This is a genomic window from Onishia niordana, from assembly GCF_004798965.1.
GTDB classification, from domain to species: Bacteria; Pseudomonadota; Gammaproteobacteria; order Pseudomonadales; family Halomonadaceae; genus Onishia; species Onishia niordana.
In genome coordinates this window covers 279,963-301,874 of the sequence record NZ_SDSD01000005.1, presented here as the reverse complement: position 1 = coordinate 301,874, position 21,912 = coordinate 279,963, and the positions used below count along the sequence as shown (strand labels likewise).

Sequence of the window (21,912 nt, the reverse complement as noted above, 5' to 3'; positions counted from 1 at the left end):
TCGCCCTCGTCGCCGTAGCCGGTATCCAGCGTCACGGTGTCGGTGGGCGCGGCCGTGTTGCCGTCGGTGTCGGTGCTATTGGCGGTCACGGTGAGGGTGCCGTCGGCCAGGCCGCTGACGTCAACGCCGGTCACTTCGTAGTTGCCGGTGGTGGCGTCGACGGTAATGTCGTCCACATTCAGCACGAGATCGTCCGTGCTGTCGTCGCCGTCGCTGATCACCAGGCTGTCGAGGCTTGCGCCATTGGCACCGATGCTGCCGGTGATGGTGGCGGTGTCGCCTTCCCCGTTGATGGTCTCTTCACCGTCCTGGTCGGTGATATCCACCGTGGCGTTGGTGCTGCTGTCGCCCTCGTCGCCGTAGCCGGTATCCAGCGTCGCGGTGTCTGTCGCACTGGCTTGGTTACCCGCCTGATCTTCGACCGTTGCGGTCACGCTCAAGCCACCGTCATTGAGGCTGCTCAGATCAGCGGTGGTGGCATAGCTGCCATCAGCCTCAACTGAGGCACTGGCGGTAACATCAGCGGTGGTGGCATCGTCGTCGCTGATCACCAGGTTGACGATCTGGCCGGCTTCGACGTCGGTAGTGGTGCCGCTGATCAGCGTATTGGCGACATTCGAGCTATAGACGTCAGCCAGACTAACGGTGACCTCGGCAGTGTTGTCGAGAGGAGTGGTGTCGAGAGGCGTCGTGGCTTCGTCAGCAGAAAATTCGAGTGAACTTTCGCCGTCGTTGACAACATTAGTGTTGCTCGCATTCTCGAAAGAGAATGCCAGCGGATCAACAGATTCCGAAATGCGCGCCAGCTGGATGAAGCTATGGCCGCCGCCTTCTGCGCCACCGCCACCACCGGCGGCAGTTGCCTCCAAGTCATCGAGAAGGTCGCCTTCACCCTCCAGTGACGCCAGCAATGCTTCGATGCCCTCATCCTGTGCACTGGCATCATCCGGCTCGATAAGGGCGTCTGCATTCAACTCGTCGCTCATCGCCACCTGCTGGCCGCCCCCGATCGCAACCGGCGGCAGGCCATCTGCAAAATCTAGTTCCACCGCTCCGTTATCGGACGTCACCAAGGTCTCGCCGTCCAGTAGCTGGTCACCTTGCTGAAGCTCGCGCAGATTACCTTCGGCATCACGCGCCCACGCCTGACCAGTAATAGAGACAACAGTTGCAATGGACATGATGAACACTCCCGACTAGGGCAGCGCCTTCGACATCGATGTCGAAGGCAGAAAAATGGCTTATACCAGTAAGGCTATGACGTGAGGTACGTAAGGGATACTGTACCGATAGTACAGTATGCAAAAACTAGTGCTGAGGACTGGCGGACGCCTGGCGAGATAGCATCAGGACCAACTGCATGCGGTCACGCACCTCGAGCTTGCGAAAGATGGCACCTAAATGTGCCTTCACCGTGCGGGGGGTGATCTCGAGCTGCCTGGCCACTTCCTTGTTGCTGTGGCCTTCGGCCACGGCAAGAGCAACTGCCCGCTCCCGCTCAGTTAGACGTTCCAACCGCTCGACCTGGACGCCATCACGCCCACCGAGAGCCCGAAAGCTAGCACCAACGACCCGAGACAAGAGCTCGCTACCCATCCACACGCCCTGATTTTCGGTCACTACCGCGACCTGTTTGAGCGTCTCAGAGGGTGAGAAGACGTGGGCATAGCCTCGAGCGCCTGCGGCGAAGGCACGCATGGCCTCACTGCTATCTGGCTGAAGCGACAGCACACAGACAACAGCGCCACATGCGCATAACCGTGTGACTTTAACCTCCCAATCCGGCAGCTGGCTGGGAACCCAGACGTGGCATGGCATTTCCAGACGATCATTCAGTGTCGACTCATCACCAGAAAGTCCTTCCGGAAATGCTTCGTGCCATCGCAATGGCACTTGGTCAGACGACAATAGAAACCAATGTTGGATCATTGATTTAACGCTCCGTCAGGGCATTCTGCTGGGCGCGCAGCAGGGGTTTGAGCAGGTACTCCATGACCGTGCGCTTGCCGGTGAGAATATCCACCTCAGCAGTCATGCCGGGAATGATGTCAATATCCGCGTTAAGCGCATCGGCCTGCGTCTTGACCCGGACTAGATAAAAGGTATTGCCTTCTTCATCGGTAATGGTATCGGCGCTGATATGCTCGAGTTCGGCAGGCACCCCACCATAGACCGCGAAATCGTAGGCGGTAAGCTTGATAGTGGCCGGCTGGCCAGGTCGCAGGAAGGCGATATCCTGCGGTGCGATACGTGCCTCGACCAGCAACTGATCGTTGGTTGGCACTATCTCGACCACATCCTGGCCAGGCTGGGCGACGCCGCCAATCGTGTTGATGGTCAAGCGCTGCACAATGCCATCTACGGGGGAGCGCAGTTCGGCCAGTCGCACACGATCCTTGAGCCCGGTGCTCGACTCATCGAGCGTAGAAAGTTCGGACAGCGTTTCGGAAAGCTGATTGCGCCATTCGCTGCGCTTTTCCGCCTGCGCCTCCCGAAGCTGAGCCCGCGCTTCTTCTGAGGCGGATTCGAGCCGCGCTACCTGTGATTGAGCCTGATTTCGGTCCCCTCTGACGCGAGAAACTTCTCGTTCAAGACGCAGTACTTCCACCTCTGACACGGCACCAGAGTCAAGCAAAGGTCGTGTCAGTGACAGCTCCCGGGTAGCCAGGTTGAGTTCGCGACTCGCCGTGGCCAGCCGCGACTGGGCTTCGGAGAGTTCGGCCTGACGTTGACTGAGACGTTCCTGCAGCACGCCCTGCTGCTCAGCAAGCGCAGACAAACCGCTCTCGTAAAGCGCCGACTCCTGGGAAACAAGCTCTGGCGCCTCGTCGCGCAGCGCCTCAGGGGGATCAAAATCAGTCCCCGTTGCCAGGGCACGCAGACGCGCAGCACGTGCCTGCAGGGCTTGCGCTCGAGCTCGGTTCTCACGAAAAGTTGAAATGAAGCGGGTCGGGTCGATACGCATCAGTAGCTGGCCAGCCTCGACCTTCTCGCCTTCCTCAACCAGAATCGCATTGACCACACCGCCGTCGAACGACTGCACGCGCTGAAGCTGCGAGGAAGGAATCACACGCCCAGTGCCACGACTCACCTCGTCAAGCTCTGCAAAATAGGCCCATACCAGTAGACTCGCGATGGCCAGTACCATGCCGTAAAGCAGCGCCCGAGCCCGCAGAGGCTCTTGTTGAATTCGCGCCCAATCGGCATCCGTGGCCCAGTCGCGATCAAGATGGGCGGAAGACACGCGCCTGGCGAAGAGCCGGTCGACCAGCGGGCGCAACACCTTGCCTCCCCTGGCCGACACATGCCCCACGGCTTCGAAGCCCTTCTGCTCGGCATGGCGGGCGGATTCGTCCTTTCGGCTCATCGTGCTGCCCTCCCGATCTTGCCTTTGCGCAGCGCCTCAACAACCTGATCTCGCGGCCCATCGGCCACCACCTTGCCCCCATCGAGCACGGCTACCCGGTCCACCAGGGACAGCAACGAGGTCCGGTGAGTCACCACGATGACCGTCTTGGCCTTGGCAAGAGTCGACAAACGAGTCTTGAAGGCCTCTTCGCTTGCATGATCCATGGCACTGCTCGGCTCATCGAGCAGTAGAATCTGCGGATCGTGTACTAGCGCACGAGCAATCGCCACGCTCTGACGCTGCCCGCCAGATAGCCGCTCGCCCCGCTCGCCAACCGGCATATCCAACCCTTCCGGATGACTGTTGACGAAGTCCTTGAGTCCCGCGACGTCGATGGCCCAATGCAGAATCTCGTCGCTCACCCCGTCACTACCCCCTCCGGCGATCACGTTGTCGCGCAGAGAGCCAAAGAACAGGCTGACATCCTGAGGCACATAACCAATGTGACGACGCAACTCCAGAGGATCAAACTGACGGATATCTATGCCATCAATGGTCACCGCGCCAGCACTAGGCTGATAGAGGCCCAGCAGCAGCTTGTTCAGGGTCGACTTGCCCGACCCGACCCGGCCCAGCAGGGCAAGCTTTTCACCCGCCGCCAGCTTGACCGACACCTCACGGAGCGCCTCACGCTGCTCATTCGGGTAAGACAACGACACCCGCGAGAATTCGATATCGCCACGTATCACAGGGCGCGACACCCATTGCTGCTGATCAGGATGCTCGGTTGGCTGGGCCATGACCTCATCCAATGACGCAAGAGACGTGGATGCCTGGTGATACTGCGCGAGCAGGCCCGCAGACTGGCTGATCGGCGCCATGGCTCGGGACGACAGCAGGTAGGCCGCGATCAGGCCACCCTGGGTCAGATCCCCCGCGATGATCATGTAAACACCGACCACGATCACCGCCACCGCCACCGTATGCTGCGTCCACATTGCCACATTAGTCACCGAAGAAGCGGTGAGGCGAAGCTGAGCCGAGGTGCGTGACAAGAAGGCCGTGGACCTTTCCCAGATAGCTTGAATACGCCCTTCAGCACGCAGTGCTTTCACGGTTTCCAGGTTGCTAAGCGACTCCACCAGGGTGGCATTGCGTTGCGCACTCGCACGCCAGGTAGTGGCCGATAGCTCATGCAAGCGACGCTGGGCGGCCAAACCATAAAGCAGCACGAACACGATGCCGACCAGGATCGGGATGACCAAGGGCAGACCAATTAACGCAATGATAGTGACGAACAGCAGCACAAAAGGCAGGTCCACCAACCCCACCACCGTGGCCGAACCGATGAAGGCGCGAACCGACTCGAAGGACTGCAATGTTGAGGCGAACGACCCCGTAGAGGCAGGTTTTGCCTCCATCCGCATGCCCAGCACCCTCGACATGATCGACGACGAGAGCTTGACGTCGGCACGGCTAGCGGCGAGATCCACGAAGGCATTGCGCATCAGACGCAGGGCCAGATCAAAACACAGCACCACGAAGATGCCGATCGCCAGCACCCAGAGTGTCTCGGACGCATGGTTCGGGACTACGCGGTCATAGACGTTCATCACAAACAACGGCATGGCGACGGCGAAGAGGTTGATGATCGCCGAGCCGATCAGGACATCACGATAGACGCGACGATTCTCGCGAATCACGTCCCAGAACCAATGGCCATGCCGGGCAGCACCGCGCTCCGGGCTCTGCTCATCAAACCGGAAGGCTGGGCGAGCATAGAGCGCACGGCCACTGTAGCGAGCTTGAAGCTCATCCAGCGACACATCGACCGCCGCCTCACCAAGCTCAGGAAAGATCACCTTGGCATGGCGTTCGGTGACATCTAGAGACACAAGCACGCAGGCCCGCATTGGCTCAAGCAGCAACACCACCGGAAACAGCGACGGGTTCAGTTGAACCAGCCGGCATCGCGTATGACGCGCCGATAGACCAGCACGCTTGGCAGCGCGCGCGAACACGGAAGGCGTGAGGCGCCCTTCTTCCAGCGGTAGGCCAGCCGTCAGTGTATCTCGGTGGGTTTCCCGATCATGCGCCTGGGCCACCACCTGCAAGCATGTCAGCAGGTCATCCTGGGGAGGTGGTATGTCTTGGGCTTGCGTGTCTTGCAAAGGCAGGTCGTGGGAGGCGTCCTTGGCCTTTTTCGCTTCACTGGTCAATGGAACCTCGACGATTCAAACAAAAAGTAAGCTCGAGCCAGACACTTGCCGAATAGACATGACGTGCTGACTCGAGGGGGCGCCTATCGGCCTCGTACATCCCGAGAGGCCGTTACGATTGCACGACAAAGGCCCCGATGTAACCCAATGCGTAGAGCAGAACCTGCAGCGACGATCGCTCTATCACGACCACCGGACCAACCCGAGAGCGCTGCAGGTCGACATCACCGACCACCCACAGCTCGCTTGCCAGGTGCACTGTCAATTCCTCCTTCAGAGAGGATGCTCGCTCTTCAGCGCTCAATGCCGCTATTTGGAAATAGAAGGTGCGTGCGTTCGCTCCGCCAGGGTAACAGCACCGCCATCGGCATCACCGTAGGATGCAGAAAGCGACCCCGGGCGCATCGTCGAGCGATCGAAGCCGAAGTCCAGCGTTTCGAAATTAATTTCGACGCGACGGTTTGCCCGCCGTCCATCGGCCGTGTCATTGGTCGCCACCGGCTTACGAGAACCAAAGCCACGAGCGACCAGCAATGCCCTGTCGACACCGCGACTCGCCAGATACCCGACCACTTGCTCGGCTCTCGCCTGCGACAGCGGTTCATTGATGGCATCGCTGCCGGTACTGTCGGCATGGCCGGCAATGACGACACGAGCCAGGTCGTTTCGAGCCATGAGCTCTGCCGCCAGACCTGCGAGCTCCTCCCTGGCTCGGGCAGACAATTCAGCGCTACCAGGCGCGAATAGCGCATCCGCCGAGAAAACCACATCCGGCGAAGCGACGCTGGGAACATCGAGCTCAGCCGTCAGGTCTCGTAGCGTAAGACTGGCCGGCCCTTGCGACGGGCAAATCGCATCAGGGTCAATCGTGACATCCTCGCCCCCAAGCTCTCCAAGTGACGGCAGCCCCTCGCGGCGCACCTCAAGCTCGGTCAGCAGCTCACCCATAGCGGCAAGGGTGTCTGCTTCGGCAATGCGCTGATCATAGAGCGCATTGGCGTAGGCACGACTTGCATCAAAGTACTCGTTTTCGCTATCCAGCACGTCTAGCAGGGTTCGCTGACCAATATCGAACTGCTGCTGATAGGCACCACGCACGCGGTCGATATGTTGCCGGTGCTGGTTCAGGTAGCGCTGCTGTTCTTCAAGCCGCAGGGCAGACTGATAGGCGATCGACGTGGTCTGGCGGACCCCCATACACTCCTGTTCGCGCAGGCTGATGCTGCGCTCCACCTCGTCGCTGACCTGACGGAACCGCGCCTGATCACTACCGCCTCGGTACAGGTTCATGCTGGCGACAAGCTCCGCCGAACTGTTATCGCGACGAGTCACGCCAGAGCGTTCGTTATCGCTCCCAGTGCTCGCACGGAACTCGAGCCGAGGCTGAAAAGCCGAACGCGTTCCGGCCAATTCATTACGCGTCGCCTCAATATTCTTAATCGCAGCATGAAAACCGGGATTGCCCTGATACGCCATGTTCAAGGCATTCTGCAATGAGTCTGGCAAGGCCTGGTCCAGCGCCGGAGGCGGTGCCAGGGTCGAAGCCGGAATTACCCCCACCAGACGCTGAAAGCGGGCACTAACGTCGTGAAGGTTAGCCGCCTCGGTCATCAGGTTGGACTCCGCCAGTGATAGACGACCACTGATCTGCTCCAGATCGACCCTTCGGCCTGTGCCGGAGGCCACGCGCTCCTCGATTTGGCGATACACACGCAGATGCTTGGCATAGTTGTCCTTTGCAAGCGACACGAGCTCACGGTAACGGCGTACATCTTCGTAGGCGCGAAAAACGTCGGAGGCAACTTCTTCACTGGCATCGAGCAGCTCAAAGAAGCGTACCTGCTTGGCCTGGTCGAGACGCGCCACTTCATTTTGAGTCGAGAAACCGTCGTACAGCATCTGTGTCAGGGTAAGCTCGACGAAATCGGTACTGTAGCTGCCAGCACCGTCATCAGACACCGCTTCACGCCCAACGCCCGCGGTCGCATCCACACTAGGCAAATAGCCCCCACGTGCCACGTCGACTTCATCTCGTGATGCTTGTAAAGCATGCCAGGCGGCCTGCACCTCGGGATTGCTATTTACGGCCTGACGCACAGCCTCAGTAAGTGTCATGCTGCCCGCAGGCGCTTCCTGAGCCATGATGGGCGCTGCCGGCATCATCGTCGCCGCCAGCAACGAGCCAGCAAGCCAGCGCGAGGCGGAGCGATGACGGCTCGTGCGAGGGATAAAGGAAACTGAGGCGGAGGGAGTTGTCATGAGATATTGTCCGTTTATCGGCCTAGGTGCTCTGAGGCAAGGGCTCGCCACCGGCTACAAGTGACACTGCCAGCTTACATTAGACTCTAATAGAGAGCCTGCCATAATTTCTGATGGGCGACTGCCAAAAAATACGGAGCGCGCCTTCATTAATGAGCATGAGATTTAACACTATTCAGCCCACCCATTGTATCGGAGTGTAACAACATCAGGCGTAAGCTATTGCCTACAAACACAATAATGCCAACACTCAGTGGCACCGTCGGCTCACCGTCACAAAGGCGATATGCTATGGTCTCGCCAACCCGTGGCAGCTGCCACGCCCGGTCTATTTTTTCGTCACGTTTTTGACAACGACTAAGGAGCCGTCAATGTCCGCATCAGAAATACAAAAGACTCGTGTAATCAATGAGCTACGCGGTTTTATCAAGAAACTGCTGCAGGACCCCAAGATTCTCGAGCAATCTCTGGTGGTCGCTCGAAAACATCTGGCCGAAGGCTCGGATGCCAAGATCATGGCCCGCATCGCCAATGACATTTCCGACACAACTAGCGTGCATATTCCGGAAGACCCCAGTGAGCACTCAGATGCCGACAAGCTGTACCTGGAGCTGCTTAAGGAAGTCGTCAGTGAAGATCAGGCAATGTACTGACATGATTCGTGCTGACATGAGTCGCACTCATATGAAGCGCCTCCTCATAAAGATAAATATCAGACAGCACATACTGAAATAATGGGTGTCGAAATGGTTGCTGAATGACACTCATCACGTCATCAGCAACTCCCCCAATCGCAAGAGGTCGCTCCACCACCCTCTCGCTGTTCACAACTGTATACATCTCGTCTAAAGTAACAATCAGTAACTAGAGCAGTGAGCGCACAGCCCCTCCGGTTCGGATATCGCTCAAAAAACAAGCCATTGGTGACAACGGCTCATGCCGCAAGGCAGCAATACCACAGGGAAGGTCAAGACAATGCTTAGTGCATTCTTAAATGAGGCATTTCCCGCCATGGGAAATCGAACAGTCAATCCACCTCCCATCCGTAAAGGCATCTTGCAGGCCTGTCTGCTAGCCGGCGTGATCTTTAGCTCTTGTCTTCAGGCAGCAGAGCTCTCTTCTAGCGAGATCATCCCTTCCGAAGACACAACGCCTATCCTCACCATCAAGGCAGCCGACCAGCAACAGCGCGTCTCTCTGGCCGACATCGAGCAGCTGCCGTTGCATGATGTCTCCCTGCAACACCCCGAAGGGCCAGAAGGCGTCTACAGTGGCGTATTACTCAGGGATTTCCTCAACGCCTATGAACTGGATGACGCCTCGAGGTTGAGACTGATTGCCGTCGATAACTACTCCGTATTCCTCAAGCAGGCACAACTCCAGGAAAAGGCCTACCTTCTCGTCACTCGCTTCGACGGCGCTCCCGTCCCTCGAAGCCAGCTTGGTCCACTGCTGGTAGTAGTACCCGAAGATGCAGAGGCCGTTCTAAAAGGCGAGGAACCGTTAGACAAATGGATCTGGGGTCTAGCAACGATTGATGCAGGCTGAAAGCCATGGCGCTCCGCAAGGCCTGGGCCAGTATGAAACGCCGCCGCCGTCGATTGCTGATGTCGGTGGTGTTTCTGTTGTCGTCTGGTTTGGCGGTCACCGCACTCACCTTCTATGCCAACTATGCCCAACAGCAGATGGACGCCGATTACATCTCGTTCTCAAACGAGATCGTGAGGGCCCAGCACGATGGTGAAACCATGCTTCATTCCAGCATCAACTTGCTGGATGACCCTGAACCGCTGCATCAACAACAGTTGCTGCAGGCGCTATGGATTATCGATAGCCGCCAGACGACAATCGAGCAATACCTGCAGAGAAGCCAACTAACACCGCGCGATACCCAACAAATCACTACTGAATTTGTACGGCTGGACAAGCTGCTCAAGCAGGCACAAACCAAGGCCCAGGATGTGCTTGAGGATTCCGAGCAACTTGTGCCGCTTCAGAATCTAACGGAAGAGATCGAATACAGTCTTGCCTACATCTACAGCGAGCTACACACGCTGATGATGCGGGGTGCGTCAGAGCAGCAGAAAATCATGTCAGTGATGACGAAGATCATTATCGCCCTGGGCGCCTTGGTCTTGGTTGTCATCATCGGGCTGCTTATCGCCATCGAAAAGATCCTGGGCCAGCAAAGCGCGCTTGAGCACTTGTCTGCGACGGATGACTTGACGGGACTCGACAATCGGCGAGCGGCCACAAGCAAGGCAAAACAGACCCTGACTCTTAGCAAGCGCTCCGGTGCCCCTGTCAGCCTCGCCATCATTGATATTGATCATTTCAAACGCATCAATGATCAGTACGGGCATCCCTTTGGTGACCTGGTACTAAAGCAACTCGCTCAGACACTCAAACGCCTAATTCGAAAATCTGATGTCGTGGCTCGCATCGGAGGGGAAGAATTCTGCCTGCTAATGCCGGATACCAACGCCCAAGGCGCATTCGAGTTCTGCGAAAGGCTGCATCAGGGCATCGGCACAATGGAAATCCCCCATGACGGTGGCACCCTCACGATTACCGCTAGCATTGGCCTGACCACTACTCATGATGTAGACGACTATGACTTCGATGTGCTCTACGCACGTGCCGACGAGGCACTTTATCTTGCCAAGGCAGGCGGGCGGGATCGGGTGGTGGTGTATCGAGAGCACGCGGCCATTAAAGAACCAACTACAGCGGCTCTGGAAACCAACTCTGGAGGATACCGACAGAGATGATGAAAGATGTCGAGATCACTGACAACCTCAGAGGCCACCTGCTTCGCTGAGCTACATAGCTCGTACAAGTTGGAACTTGAAAACGAAGATAGCCAGTTCGCTCTGAGTATCTACCCGATGAGCAACCCCGTCGCTTGCATGCCCGTGCAGGCCACTCTGAAGTGACTATTCACCTCTAAACGTGATGAAGCGTTTATACAGAAAAGCCAGCGACAGGCATCGCTGCCTGCCGCTGGTAATTTAAAGCTAGCTGGAGATTAGAACGCTGCTTCAACTTAGCCACTAGCCCTAACCCAAGCTGACACTCCCGGTGTCACCAGTTCCACCACTATCTTTAGCGGTCCAATCTACTTCACTATTTGCACTGTCATAATTTAATGATGCACAAGCAGCATCATCACCAGTCGCAGCAGTACCAACGTCTTCGTCTGCATATCCTCCAAGGACTTCAGTCACCTTAGGAATATCTGTACCAGGGTCAACATTTGCCACGCCGACGGCTGTCGCATAACTTCGAGCATCAGACTCACAAGCATTATCTGAAGCACGCTGCGTATAATCCTGATACTGGGGAATCGCAATCGCTGCCAATATCCCGATAATCGCCACGACGATCAGCAGCTCAATCAGGGTAAAACCACCCTGCCCTGACTGCATGCCCTTAATACGTTTCATGCCCTGTTGTTTCATGCTTCTCCCCTTGCTTGGCTGCCCCGAAAGGCGATGTTGCTAGTGTGTGTCTGCCCGACTGCCCGTTTCTGCCTCGCAGACTCGCCTCAGTACTTAATACTAGCGCTACAAGTAGCATGGTGGTAGCTGTACAGTAAACACTAATACTCAACATCATCAGCACGTTGCGCCTGGCCACCTCGCTGTCGCCCACAGTATGCCAGCCAAGCGAGGAGGGCAAGGCAATGAAATGAGTATCTTACGATGTTTTTTTACACGCGATGCTGCCCTCTTGGCGTGGCTGGCCACCATCTGAGTCATGGAAAAATACCGCGGTCACCCACGGCATTTCCCAAGCACTGCCTAAGTAGCGTCTAACCAGATAGAATGAGATAGCATCTTCGTCGTAGCCAGCGAGTCCAAACAGGAGGGCCTATGTACGAATCGTCGCCGCCGGGTGGGGCCAATCAAGACTCAGCCAACAATGATTCTAGCGCCGCCTCGAACCTGCGTGGCCTGGCGCTGCGTTTCGTCAATGATGGCCAAATGACAGAGGCGGCGGCTACACGGGCCATCAAGGAAGCCGAGGAAGAAGAAGTCTCCTTGATGCGGCATGTGGTTGAACACGATTTGGTGCCTGCTCGCCAAGCGGCTTTCTCGGCAGCGTGGGAATATGGCTTGCCATTGCTGGATCTGGATGCCCTGCGGCTCGATAGTCTTCCACCCCCACAGGAGATGCCGGAGAAAATTCTTCGTAAGCTCACGGTCTTGCCGCTGTATCGCAGCGAACACCGACTGACGGTAGCCGTGCCCTACCCGTCTACCCTTGCACTGCTTGATGAGCTGCAGTTCGCCACCAACCTCACGGTCGAAGGCATACTCGCGCCAGTCGACCAACTCGGCCCCGTTCTTGAGAGCTACCTCAGTCACCATGAGAATGCCGATATCTTTGAGGGCCTGGATGATGCCAGTGACAACCTCGAAGGACTCGAATACGAGGAGCATAGCGCCGAAGACGACCAAGCCATCACCGCCGGCAGCGATGATGCGCCAGTGGTCAAGTTCGTCAACAAGGTGCTGCTGGATGCGATACGTCGCGGTGCTTCAGACATCCACTTCGAACCCTATGAGACCAGCTACCGGATTCGCATGCGCATTGACGGCATACTGGTCGAGGCAGCACGCCCGCCTTTTGGCATGCGCACTCGCATAGCAGCACGCCTCAAGGTCATGTCGCGGCTGGACATCTCCGAGCGCCGCTTGCCTCAGGATGGCGCCATCAAGCTGAAGCTCTCCAAGCAGCGCTCCATCGATTTTCGTGTCAGCTCTCTGCCCACGGTGTACGGCGAGAAACTGGTGCTGCGCATCCTCGACCCGACCACGGCGCAGATGGGGATCGACTCGCTGGGCTTCACCCCGCCACAGCGCGAGATGTACGAACAGGCACTGTCAGACCCTCAGGGCATGATTCTGGTCACCGGCCCCACCGGCAGCGGTAAGACGGTATCGCTTTATACCGGCATCAATATCATCAACACCGGTGAGCGCAATATCTCAACGGCGGAAGACCCGGTCGAGATCAAGGTGCCAGGGGTGAACCAGGTCAATGTGCTGCCAAAGATTGGTTTGAACTTCGCCAGCGCCTTGCGCGCCTTCCTGCGCCAGGACCCTGATGTGGTCATGGTCGGCGAGATTCGTGACCTTGAGACCGCCGAGATCGCCGTCAAGGCGTCTCAGACCGGCCACCTGGTGCTATCCACCGTGCATACCAACTCAGCCGCCGAAACCCTGACCCGCCTGTCGAATATGGGCATCGCCCCGTTCAACATCGCAAGCTCGGTGTCGCTTATCATCGCGCAGCGTCTGGCGCGCCGGTTGTGCCAGCATTGCAAGGAAGCCTCTAACCTGCCGGTCGAGGCCCTGAAAGAAGAAGGCTTCAATGACCAGGAAATTCAGCAGGCGACGATCTACCATCCGGTCGGCTGTCGACATTGTACGCTGGGTTATAAGGGGCGCGTTGGCATCTATGAAGTCGTGCCTATCAGCGAATCCATGAGTCAGCTGATCATGCGCAATGGCAATGCCATTGAGCTCGATCACCAAGCCCGTAACGAGGGCCACCCCGATCTGCGGCGCAGCGGCCTGCTCAAGGTCATGCAGGGAATGACCAGCCTCGAAGAGATCAACCGCATCATTCGAGATTGACGCCGCTGCATGGCGCTATTGACCATTACTCCCACGGCCCTTTCATCACTTTATAGGACGGCCCATGGCGCGACATTCCAAGGCAACCAAACAAGCGAAACTGCAACGCTGGAAGTGGACGGGAAAGGGTCCTAGCGGACGCAAAGTATCTGGCGAGATCGTCGCCAGAGAAAAAAGCGAGGTCGAGCAGCAGCTCAAGAACCAGAGCATTCTGGTCAACAGCATTCGCCGCAAGAGCAGCCTTGGCGGCGGCATGGGCAAGATCAAGCCACGTGACATCATGGTTTTCGCCCGCCAGCTGGCCACCATGATCAAGGCCGGCGTGCCGATGCTGCAGGCCTTCTCGGTGGTAGCGGAAAGCCTCAAGAACCCCGCGATGAGCGGCCTGGTACAGGAGCTCATGAATGATGTCGCGGCGGGCACCAGTTTCTCGGATGCACTGCGCAAGCATCCAAGACACTTCGATCGCCTGTTTACCAATATGATCGAGGCCGGCGAGCAATCGGGGTCGCTCGACCATATGCTTGAGAAAGTGGCCGCCTACAAAGAAAAGATCGAGTCACTTAAGGGTCGCGTTAAAAAAGCCCTCTACTATCCGGTTGCCGTTATCGGGGTGGGGATTGGCGTCACAGCACTGCTGCTGATCAAGGTGGTCCCGCAGTTTGAGAGCTTGTTCCAGGGCTTCGGTGCCGAGCTTCCCGCGATGACACGCATGACCATCGCGATGTCCGAATTTGCTCAGCAATACTGGCTGTGGGGAATCGGCCTGATCGTTGCCAGCATCATGCTGATCCGCCAGGGCATGAAACGCTCCGAGACGTTCGCCTATCGAATGCATGCGCTGGCTCTCAAGGTCCCGGTGATCGGCGATATCCTCGATAAGTCATCGGTGTCACGCTATTCGAGTACGCTTGCCACCACCTTCGCGGCCGGCGTGCCGCTGGTCGAGGCGCTCGAGACCGCTGCGGGCGCCTCAGGCAACAAGGTTTACGAGCGCGCGGTGTTGCAGGTCCGCGATGATGTCTCGACCGGCCAGCAGCTGCACTTCGCGATGAGGCTGACGGAACAGTTTCCGCCCCTTGCCGTGCAGATGGTCGGCATCGGTGAGGAAGCCGGTTCGCTGGATGCGATGCTCAATCGGGTGGCGGACTATTATGAAGAAGAAGTCGATAACAAGGTCGATGCCCTGACCTCACTGCTCGAGCCCTTTATCATTGTCGTGCTCGGTGTGCTGGTCGGTGGTCTAGTCGTCTCCATGTACCTGCCAATATTCGAACTGGGCAGCGTCCTCTGATCCCAATCCGGCACGCCTGTCGCTGGCAAGCCCGTATGGGCACGCGAGCATCCAACGTTTTTTCTTGAACATGTATAGCCCAGGAGTCACCTTTGCTTGCCGATTTACCGCCCTCCCTCTTCTGGCCGCTGGTCATCGTGCTCGGCCTGTGCCTGGGCAGTTTCCTGAACGTAGTAATCACTCGGCTGCCTGTCATGCTGATGCACGGCTGGCGGAGCGAAGCCCGAGAAGCGCTTGAGCTTGAAGAAGAATCGACCGCCACCTTCAACTTGATCACGCCAGCATCGCAATGTCCTGCCTGCAATACCCCGATTGCCTGGCACGACAATATTCCGCTGATCGGTTACATCAAGCGTCGGGGACAATGTGCGAACTGCAAACAGCACATTAGCCTGCAATACCCGCTGATCGAACTCGCAGGCATGGCGTTGATCGTGGCCGTCCTCGGGATTCACGGCGCGAGCCTACAGAGTGTCTTTCTGGCAGGCGCTTGCCTAAGCCTGCTCGTGCTTGCAGTCATCGACTTCCGCACTCAGCTACTGCCCGACATCATCACCTTGCCGCTACTCTGGGTCGGACTCGGCTACCAACTGCTGTTCCAACCGCTGATGCTTCATGCAGCCGTCATTGGCGCCATGGCTGGTTACTTGTCGCTATGGAGCTTTTACTGGCTCTTCAAGCTTGTCACCGGCAAGGAAGGGATGGGCTATGGCGACTTCAAGCTGCTGGCGGCGCTGGGTGCCTGGCTCGGCTGGCAGGCCCTGCCCATGATGCTGATCCTCTCGGCCGGTGTAGGCGCCCTGGTAGGTATTCTCGTACAGCTTGCGGTTCCGCGGCTGCGCGGTGCACCGATGCCCTTCGGCCCGTTCCTGGCGATGGCCGGCTGGATCGCCCTGTTAGCGGGCGCACCGCTTCAGGCCGCTTATCAGGGCCTGATATCATGAGTCTGACAATAGGCGTCACAGGCGGCATTGCGTCTGGAAAATCGACCGTCGCCAGGGCCTTCGCCGCTCATGGCATCGACTGGATCGATGCCGATGATGTCGCCCGTGAGGTGGTGGAGCCAGGAGAGCCCGCCCTCGCCGAGATCGCCGAGCACTTCGGCCATGACGTGCTGACCGCCGATGGCCATCTGGACCGCCGAGCCCTGCGCACGATCGTCTTCGCCGATAGCGCCGAACGAGCATGGCTGGAGTCGGTCACCCATCCGCGCATACGCGAGCGCCTCGAAACCCATTTGGCTCGCATGGCAGCAACGGATGCCCCTTATCATCTGCTGGTGTCTCCGCTCTTGTTTGAGTCAGACCAGTATCGCCTGGTTGACCGCTGCCTGGTCATCGATATTCCCGAAGCGCTCCAGATCAGCCGAACCGCCAGCCGCGATGGCGTCGATGAAGAACAGGCGCGCTCGATTATCGCCGCACAGATGCCCCGGGAGCAGCGCCTGGCGAAAGCCGACGATGTCATCGACAATAGCCAAGACGCCGACGCGCTCGCCCATCAAGTGGCGAAGCTCGACACGCTCTATCGTCGTCTCGTCGCGTTCGAGTGATACTCGCTCGACATCCCTGGATTGCCTTGCCTGCCAGGTTTGGGCATCCTGACGCCAACATTCGCCTGTATGGGACTCACATGAGCCAAAAAAACAACTCTCGCCCTCTGGAAGTCGCCTGCCCGCAGTGTCGGAAGACGGTAGCCTGGATCGAGGATAACCTGCATCGTCCGTTCTGCTCGAAGCGCTGCAAGCTGCTCGACCTGGGTGCCTGGGCCGATGAGTCGCATCGCATTGCCGGCGAGCCTGCCATGGATGAGACCGACATCGATGAGATGATCATGCGCGCCGAACGCGGCCAGGAATAACGAACCAGCCCCATGCAGGACGACCATCGCAAGTACCAGGCAAGACAGCAGGCTCAGCAGTCGCAATATCGCCTGCTGGCCGAGCTTGAAGCGGCCTTTGACACGATCATCGATCGCATTGAAGCGTTGGTGGACCACTATCGCGAACAATGCCGTGAGCAAGGCCATCAACATGGCGCCGAGGCCTGGGCGCTGCACCACCCTACTCCCGATGCCGACTGGCTCCGGTCAGCCCTGCTGGACTTCTGGTACCAGGATGGGCAGGACGGTCGCACCACCCGCAGCTATATTGGCCTGATCGCCGCTGACGAGCTCATGCTTAAGCATGTGGCCAAGGTCAATGCAGCCAAAGAGGACTTCGCTCACATTCTGGGGGAAATTCGCGAGCATGCCGCTGACCTGATCCCTGAAATCAAGGCGGTATTACCGTTCCGACACCCCGCCTTGCATGCTCACCTGACGGGCCAGGGGCTCGCTAGGCTTCATCTCAAACAATGCTGGCGTGCCTTACCGGTCGCGAATGCACCACTCTCACGCGTGCGACTGGCTTGGTATTCCAGCGGCCGCTCAATCAAGAAGCTTAGCGTTCGAGACGCCGAGAAAAAACTGCTGGCACTCGATGTTGATTCGCCGCATATCCGCATTCAGCTCAAACATCTCGCTAGCATCCCGGATAGTGAACCCCTGGCTCAAGTGCAGAAGCAGGCGCCACTGATGCGAGCCAATCTGTTCTTTGCCGACCCCCTCGCCGATGGACGCGAGCGCCGGGCCATGAACGTCGCATTACCGCTCTTCATTCCCAGCGCAGATGGACGATTGCCCTATCATAATACCCCCCCACCGAAACCGCAGGAAAAGCGGACACGGGCCAAACGAAGCGACGAGCGTCTCGAAGAAACATGCTTCCTGCCAAGCATTAGGGTCTATCGTTACCGTTAGGTTGCCGACCAAGACGTCCTGCGTTTGACAACTTTTCCGGCATCACCGCCAAGATCACAACAGCTGCCGAAACACCGGCTGTGTGGACTATGCTCAAGCCCCGGCTCAGACTTCCACGCCTCATAAGCCACTCTTGCGAAGCCTACTGATGCTTACTTCAGGGCTCTCAATATCAATGAGGGACCTGATAAGGCATCGCACTATTAACCCCATTATTTATATGGATAAAAAGCAGCCATTGGCTAGCAACTTCGTCACGTCAAGTGTTGCCAATTAGAGACAATCCTTGCGAGCACAGGGAATAGAGCGCCTGAACTCAACCCTAGAGTGAAGAGGTGTCTATAAAAACAAAAAAACCGCCCCCGACAAAAGCCGGAGGCGGTTTCCGAGCAAGAGGCTAAATCACTCTTCCACGCGGACCAACCAAGACTCGACAGTGTCGCTGCCGTACTCATCTTTCCAGGCCTTGAGTGTCTTCTGGTTGCCGCCGCGAGTTTCGACGACCTCACCGGTGTTCGGGTTCTTGTAAATCTTCAGCTTGCGCTTGCGGCGGCCGCCAGTAGCCTCAGTCTTGGAGCCGTAGGCGCGCGAAGCAGCTTTAGGATCGACCAGCTCGATCACATCGGCCGCACTCTTGCCGTACTCTTTCATCAATGCTTCTAGCTTTTCTTTGAACTCGAGCTCAGATTTCAGACGGTTGTCGTTTTCCATCTTCTGCAGCTCATCAGTGAGCTGCTTGAGCATCTGTTCTTTCTGCATGTAGTCATTGAGCAGGGACATGGTCATTCCTTATATGCTACTGGTTTATCGCAACGGGATCGCTGATTTTGCAAGCAGAGCTGTATCTGACTTTAAGAGGAGTTTAATCGTTTTCTTTTAAAACGACAATATAAGTGTCGAACACATTACCTCTATTAAAAATTTTTCCACAATGCCTCATGAGTGAGCACTGGGCATGGTTGACAACGAGCTCATCTGTTAACCTTATCAGAATAGAAGGTTAACAAAGAGGATCCCCATGAGCCACTCACTTTGGCACCCTTATGCCCAGATGCAGACTCAAGCCGCAGCCCTTAAAGTAATAGGCGGTAAAGGAGCACACTTCACTCTTGAGAGCGGGGAGCAACTACTGGATGCCACTTGCTCCTGGTGGTGCATGATTCATGGTTATGCTCACCCCAGGCTAGTCTCAGCGATCCAGAAACAAGCCGATACGCTTTGCCACGTGATGCTTGGCGGGCTGACGCATGAACCAGCAGACCTGCTTTCAAAGGCGTTGGTGCGAGTAACGCCGCCTGGACTCAATCATGTCTTTTTCTCGGACAGTGGCTCTGTCGGGATGGAAGTGGCCATGAAGATGGCTGTGCAGTATCAGGTACAGCGTGGCCGTAAAGGCAAATACCGCATGCTGTCACTGATGAAGGCCTATCATGGCGATACGGCCGGCTGCATGGCAGTCTGTGATCCCGAGGAAGGCATGCACTCATTGTTTTCCGGCTTTCTACCCACGCACCATTTTGCTCCAGCACCCACCGCCCCCTTCGATGCCACTCGAGACGAGGTAGAAGCCGATATAAAGCGCTTACGTGATGTGCTCGAAGCCCACCACCATGAAATTGCCGGACTGCTCATGGAGCCTCTGCTGCAGGCTGCTGGTGGGCTCAACATGACCTCGCCCTATTATGTTGAGGCAGCAAGAGCACTCTGCGATGAGTTCGGCGTGCTGCTGATCTTCGACGAAGTCGCCACCGGCTTTGGGCGGACCGGCAAAATGTTCGCCGCCGACCATGCCAACGTCACGCCAGACATCATGGTGCTCTCCAAAGGCCTAACCGGTGGCTACCTGGGCCATGCAGCAACTCTCGCCACTGACGAGGTCTTTGACGCCTTCTTGAGCGAAGATCCTCATCATGCCTTCATGCACGGCCCCACCTTCATGGGCAACCCTCTCGCTTGCCGCGTCGCACTTGAGAGCCTGGCCGTCTTCGAAGAAGAAAACTATCTGGACAAGATCGCCTCACTCAACGCCATCCTACGCCAGGAGCTGGTCGAGGATACCGACCTCAAGGCTCACCCGGCCGTGAGAGACGTGCGCGCCCTCGGCGCCACGGCAGTGATCGAAGTACACGACGAGACAAGCCTGGAGGACGTACAGGCATTCGCCCGCGAGCGTGGCGTCTGGCTGCGCAGCTTCGGCCGCTGGCTTTACACGATGCCGGCCTATGTCACGCTCGATGATGAGATGCGCCTGATTACGACGACCATGAAGGAGTGGTTCTTGAGTGCCCACCACCCATTACCGGCTGAATGAGAGCGCTGGGTTGTGACGCGAAGTGATGGAGCCTGGCTTTAAACTAGCCACGTAGAGAGCTGCTTGGAGAGTTGCTTATAGAGTTGCTGGCAACTGAAATGAATCCATAAAACCTGACACTCGGAAACGAAAAACGCCGCCCCAAAGGGCGGCGTTTTTGTTCAAGCAATCAGGACACCTCGGCAAGCCGAGGCGCCCGGGCAGGAATTAGTCCTGACCCATCTGCTGCTTGATCAAGTCACCGATGGTGGTCGGTGTAGACTCGGTCTCTTGCTGCTCGCGCAGACGACCCATGTTTTTACGGGTATCGTCCTGATCCTTGGCCTTGACGGACAAGTTAATCAAGCGGCTCTTGCGATCTACGCTCACGATACGCGCTTCGACGCTGTCACCTTCATTCAGGACATTACGTGCGTCTTCAACACGGTCAGCGCTGATCTCGGACGCCTTGAGCACAGCAACGACGTCGGTTGACAGCTCAACGTGCGCTTCCTTGGCATCGACTTCGACGACACGACCGGTCACAACCGAGCCCTTGTCGTTGACGGCGAGGTACTCGGCAACCGGATCGCTGTCCAGCTGCTTGATGCCCAGCGAGATGCGCTCACGCTCCGGATCGATAGACAGGATGACGGCTTCAACTTCGTCGCCCTTCTTGAAGTTGCGCACGGCTTCTTCGCCTGTCTCTGACCAGGAGATGTCTGACAGGTGCACCAGACCATCGATACCGCCATCCAGGCCGATGAAGATGCCGAAGTCGGTGATGGACTTGATGCTGCCAGAAACGCGGTCGCCCTTGTTGAAGCGAGCGCTGAAGTCTTCCCACGGGTTGGTGGTGCACTGCTTGATACCCAGGGAGATACGACGACGTTCTTCGTCGATATCCAAGACCATCACGTCGACATCGTCGCCAACCTGGACGACTTTGGACGGATGGATATTCTTGTTGGTCCAGTCCATTTCAGACACGTGGACCAGACCCTCGACACCCTCTTCGAGCTCGGCGAAGCAGCCGTAGTCGGTGAGGTTGGTAACGCGCGCGGTGACCTTGGTGTTTTCCGGGTAGCGACCCTTGATGTTGACCCAGGGATCTTCGCCCAGCTGCTTGAGACCCAGGGATACACGGTTACGCTCACGGTCAAACTTCAGCACCTTGACATTGATCTCGTCGCCGACGGCAACGATCTCGGACGGATGCTTGATACGCTTCCAGGCCATGTCGGTGATGTGCAGCAGGCCGTCGACGCCGCCCAGGTCCACGAAGGCACCGTAATCGGTCAGGTTCTTGACGATACCCTTGATCTGCTGGCCTTCCTGCAGGGTAGCCAGCAGTGCTTCACGCTCGGCACTGTTCTCGGCTTCGAGAACGGCACGGCGAGAAACCACCACATTGTTGCGCTTGGGGTCGAGCTTGATGACCTTGAAGTCCAGCTCTTTGTGCTCGAGGTGCGCAGTATCACGCACCGGGCGAACGTCGACCAGCGAACCCGGCAGGAAGGCACGGATGGAAGCCACGTCGACGGTGAAGCCGCCCTTGACCTTACCGTTGATCACGCCCTTGACGATCTCATCCTTCTCGAAGGCTGCTTCCAGCTCTTTCCACGCCTCGGCGCGCTTGGCTTTCTCGCGGGACAGGCGGGTTTCGCCGAAACCGTCTTCCACGGCTTCGAGTGCGACCTTGACTTCGTCGCCCACACCGATGGTCAGCTCACCGTTGTCGTCGCGGAACTGCGCGGACGGGATCTGGCCTTCGGATTTCAGACCGGCATTGACGGTGATCCAGTCACCTTCAATGTCGACGACGGTCGCCATGACAATGGCGCCCGGCTCCATGTTGATGTCTTGGAGAGACTGTTCAAACAAGTCAGCAAAGCTTTCGCTCATGATGTTCCTACGTGATCAACGTTGAATGGCGGCTTACCGCCTTCTCCGCACCACCAGCGAGTGCGGGCCTACTGCAATATGCTCCGGGGATGTTAGCGCTGGTTAGACCTGAGCGGACTTTCAGTGTGTGTTGTCCGTCCCATGTCGTTACA

General features: G+C 57.5%; 19 protein-coding genes. 10 read left to right on the top strand and 9 right to left on the bottom strand.

The annotated features are described in order from the left end of the window. The 6 genes from ETC27_RS11780 to ETC27_RS11760 form a co-directional block, all read right to left on the bottom strand. A partial coding sequence (locus ETC27_RS11780) for a retention module-containing protein (RefSeq protein WP_136255181.1) occupies window positions 1–1,181 on the bottom strand: 1,181 nt, incomplete at its 3' end. Window positions 1,182–1,308: 127 nt separating this feature from the next. After that, window positions 1,309–1,698 carry a response regulator transcription factor gene (locus tag ETC27_RS17585; RefSeq protein WP_240724893.1) on the bottom strand — a complete coding sequence of 130 codons (390 nt, stop codon included), beginning with the start codon at window positions 1,696–1,698 and terminating at the stop codon, window positions 1,309–1,311. Window positions 1,699–1,933: 235 nt separating this feature from the next. Continuing rightward, window positions 1,934–3,367: an HlyD family type I secretion periplasmic adaptor subunit gene (locus ETC27_RS11770; protein WP_136255179.1), complete on the bottom strand. Its 1,434-nt coding sequence runs from the start codon at window positions 3,365–3,367 to the stop codon at window positions 1,934–1,936. After that, window positions 3,364–5,520 (bottom strand): type I secretion system permease/ATPase, encoded by a 2,157-nt coding sequence (locus ETC27_RS11765; RefSeq protein WP_240724892.1) that lies wholly within the window; start codon window positions 5,518–5,520, stop codon window positions 3,364–3,366. Before ETC27_RS11765 ends, ETC27_RS11770 begins: the two co-directional genes overlap by 4 nt. 160 nt (window positions 5,521–5,680) lie before the next feature. Next, complete coding sequence (locus tag ETC27_RS17290; protein WP_168709057.1) at window positions 5,681–5,827, bottom strand: hypothetical protein; 147 nt, start codon at window positions 5,825–5,827, stop codon at window positions 5,681–5,683. A 50-nt stretch (window positions 5,828–5,877) separates the two neighbouring features. Then, complete coding sequence (locus tag ETC27_RS11760; protein WP_240724891.1) at window positions 5,878–7,827, bottom strand: TolC family outer membrane protein; 1,950 nt, start codon at window positions 7,825–7,827, stop codon at window positions 5,878–5,880. 371 nt (window positions 7,828–8,198) lie between these two features. Here ETC27_RS11760 and ETC27_RS11755 point away from each other — a divergent pair, with 371 nt between their 5' ends. From ETC27_RS11755 to ETC27_RS11745, 3 genes are all read left to right on the top strand, one after another. Next, window positions 8,199–8,480 carry a hypothetical protein gene (locus ETC27_RS11755; RefSeq protein ID WP_136255178.1) on the top strand — a complete coding sequence of 94 codons (282 nt, stop codon included), beginning with the start codon at window positions 8,199–8,201 and terminating at the stop codon, window positions 8,478–8,480. Window positions 8,481–8,763: 283 nt separating this feature from the next. Next, complete coding sequence (locus tag ETC27_RS11750; protein ID WP_136255177.1) at window positions 8,764–9,375, top strand: hypothetical protein; 612 nt, start codon at window positions 8,764–8,766, stop codon at window positions 9,373–9,375. Window positions 9,376–9,380: 5 nt separating this feature from the next. Then, window positions 9,381–10,598 carry a GGDEF domain-containing protein gene (locus ETC27_RS11745; protein ID WP_136255176.1) on the top strand — a complete coding sequence of 406 codons (1,218 nt, stop codon included), beginning with the start codon at window positions 9,381–9,383 and terminating at the stop codon, window positions 10,596–10,598. Between the two features lie 288 nt (window positions 10,599–10,886). Here the strand turns inward: ETC27_RS11745 and ETC27_RS17735 are convergent, their stop codons facing one another. After that, window positions 10,887–11,255, bottom strand: a complete 369-nt coding sequence (locus ETC27_RS17735) for a prepilin-type N-terminal cleavage/methylation domain-containing protein (RefSeq protein ID WP_340162683.1) — start codon at window positions 11,253–11,255, stop codon at window positions 10,887–10,889. A gap of 447 nt (window positions 11,256–11,702) precedes the next feature. Here ETC27_RS17735 and pilB point away from each other — a divergent pair, with 447 nt between their 5' ends. The 6 genes from pilB (at window position 11,703) to ETC27_RS11710 (ending at window position 17,565) form a co-directional block, all read left to right on the top strand. Continuing rightward, window positions 11,703–13,472 (top strand): type IV-A pilus assembly ATPase PilB, encoded by a 1,770-nt coding sequence (pilB, locus tag ETC27_RS11735; RefSeq protein ID WP_136255175.1) that lies wholly within the window; start codon window positions 11,703–11,705, stop codon window positions 13,470–13,472. Window positions 13,473–13,536: 64 nt separating this feature from the next. Next, window positions 13,537–14,766, top strand: coding sequence for a type II secretion system F family protein (locus ETC27_RS11730; protein WP_136255174.1), 1,230 nt, complete (start codon window positions 13,537–13,539; stop codon window positions 14,764–14,766). A gap of 92 nt (window positions 14,767–14,858) precedes the next feature. Continuing rightward, window positions 14,859–15,710: a prepilin peptidase gene (locus ETC27_RS11725; protein WP_136255173.1), complete on the top strand. Its 852-nt coding sequence runs from the start codon at window positions 14,859–14,861 to the stop codon at window positions 15,708–15,710. Continuing rightward, window positions 15,707–16,318: a dephospho-CoA kinase gene (gene coaE / locus ETC27_RS11720; protein WP_136255172.1), complete on the top strand. Its 612-nt coding sequence runs from the start codon at window positions 15,707–15,709 to the stop codon at window positions 16,316–16,318. Before ETC27_RS11725 ends, coaE begins: the two co-directional genes overlap by 4 nt. Window positions 16,319–16,398: 80 nt before the next feature. After that, entirely contained in the window at window positions 16,399–16,626 is a 228-nt protein-coding gene (yacG, locus tag ETC27_RS11715; protein WP_136255171.1) for a DNA gyrase inhibitor YacG, read from the top strand. Window positions 16,627–16,638: 12 nt separating this feature from the next. Beyond that, the gene (locus tag ETC27_RS11710; RefSeq protein WP_136255170.1) at window positions 16,639–17,565 is read left to right on the top strand and encodes a DNA replication terminus site-binding protein; all 927 of its coding nucleotides are present in this window, start codon (window positions 16,639–16,641) and stop codon (window positions 17,563–17,565) included. Between the two features lie 402 nt (window positions 17,566–17,967). On the opposite strand, the gene ETC27_RS11705 is transcribed toward ETC27_RS11710, so the two are convergent. After that, complete coding sequence (locus ETC27_RS11705; RefSeq protein WP_136255169.1) at window positions 17,968–18,345, bottom strand: histone-like nucleoid-structuring protein, MvaT/MvaU family; 378 nt, start codon at window positions 18,343–18,345, stop codon at window positions 17,968–17,970. Between the two features lie 238 nt (window positions 18,346–18,583). On the opposite strand from ETC27_RS11705, the gene bioA reads away from it, so the two are divergent. Beyond that, a complete protein-coding gene (gene bioA / locus ETC27_RS11700; RefSeq protein WP_136255168.1) occupies window positions 18,584–19,876 on the top strand; it encodes an adenosylmethionine--8-amino-7-oxononanoate transaminase in 1,293 nt (430 codons plus the stop codon). 207 nt (window positions 19,877–20,083) lie between these two features. Here the strand turns inward: bioA and rpsA are convergent, their stop codons facing one another. Beyond that, window positions 20,084–21,760, bottom strand: coding sequence for a 30S ribosomal protein S1 (gene rpsA / locus ETC27_RS11695; protein WP_136255167.1), 1,677 nt, complete (start codon window positions 21,758–21,760; stop codon window positions 20,084–20,086). Window positions 21,761–21,912 lie beyond the last annotated feature (152 nt).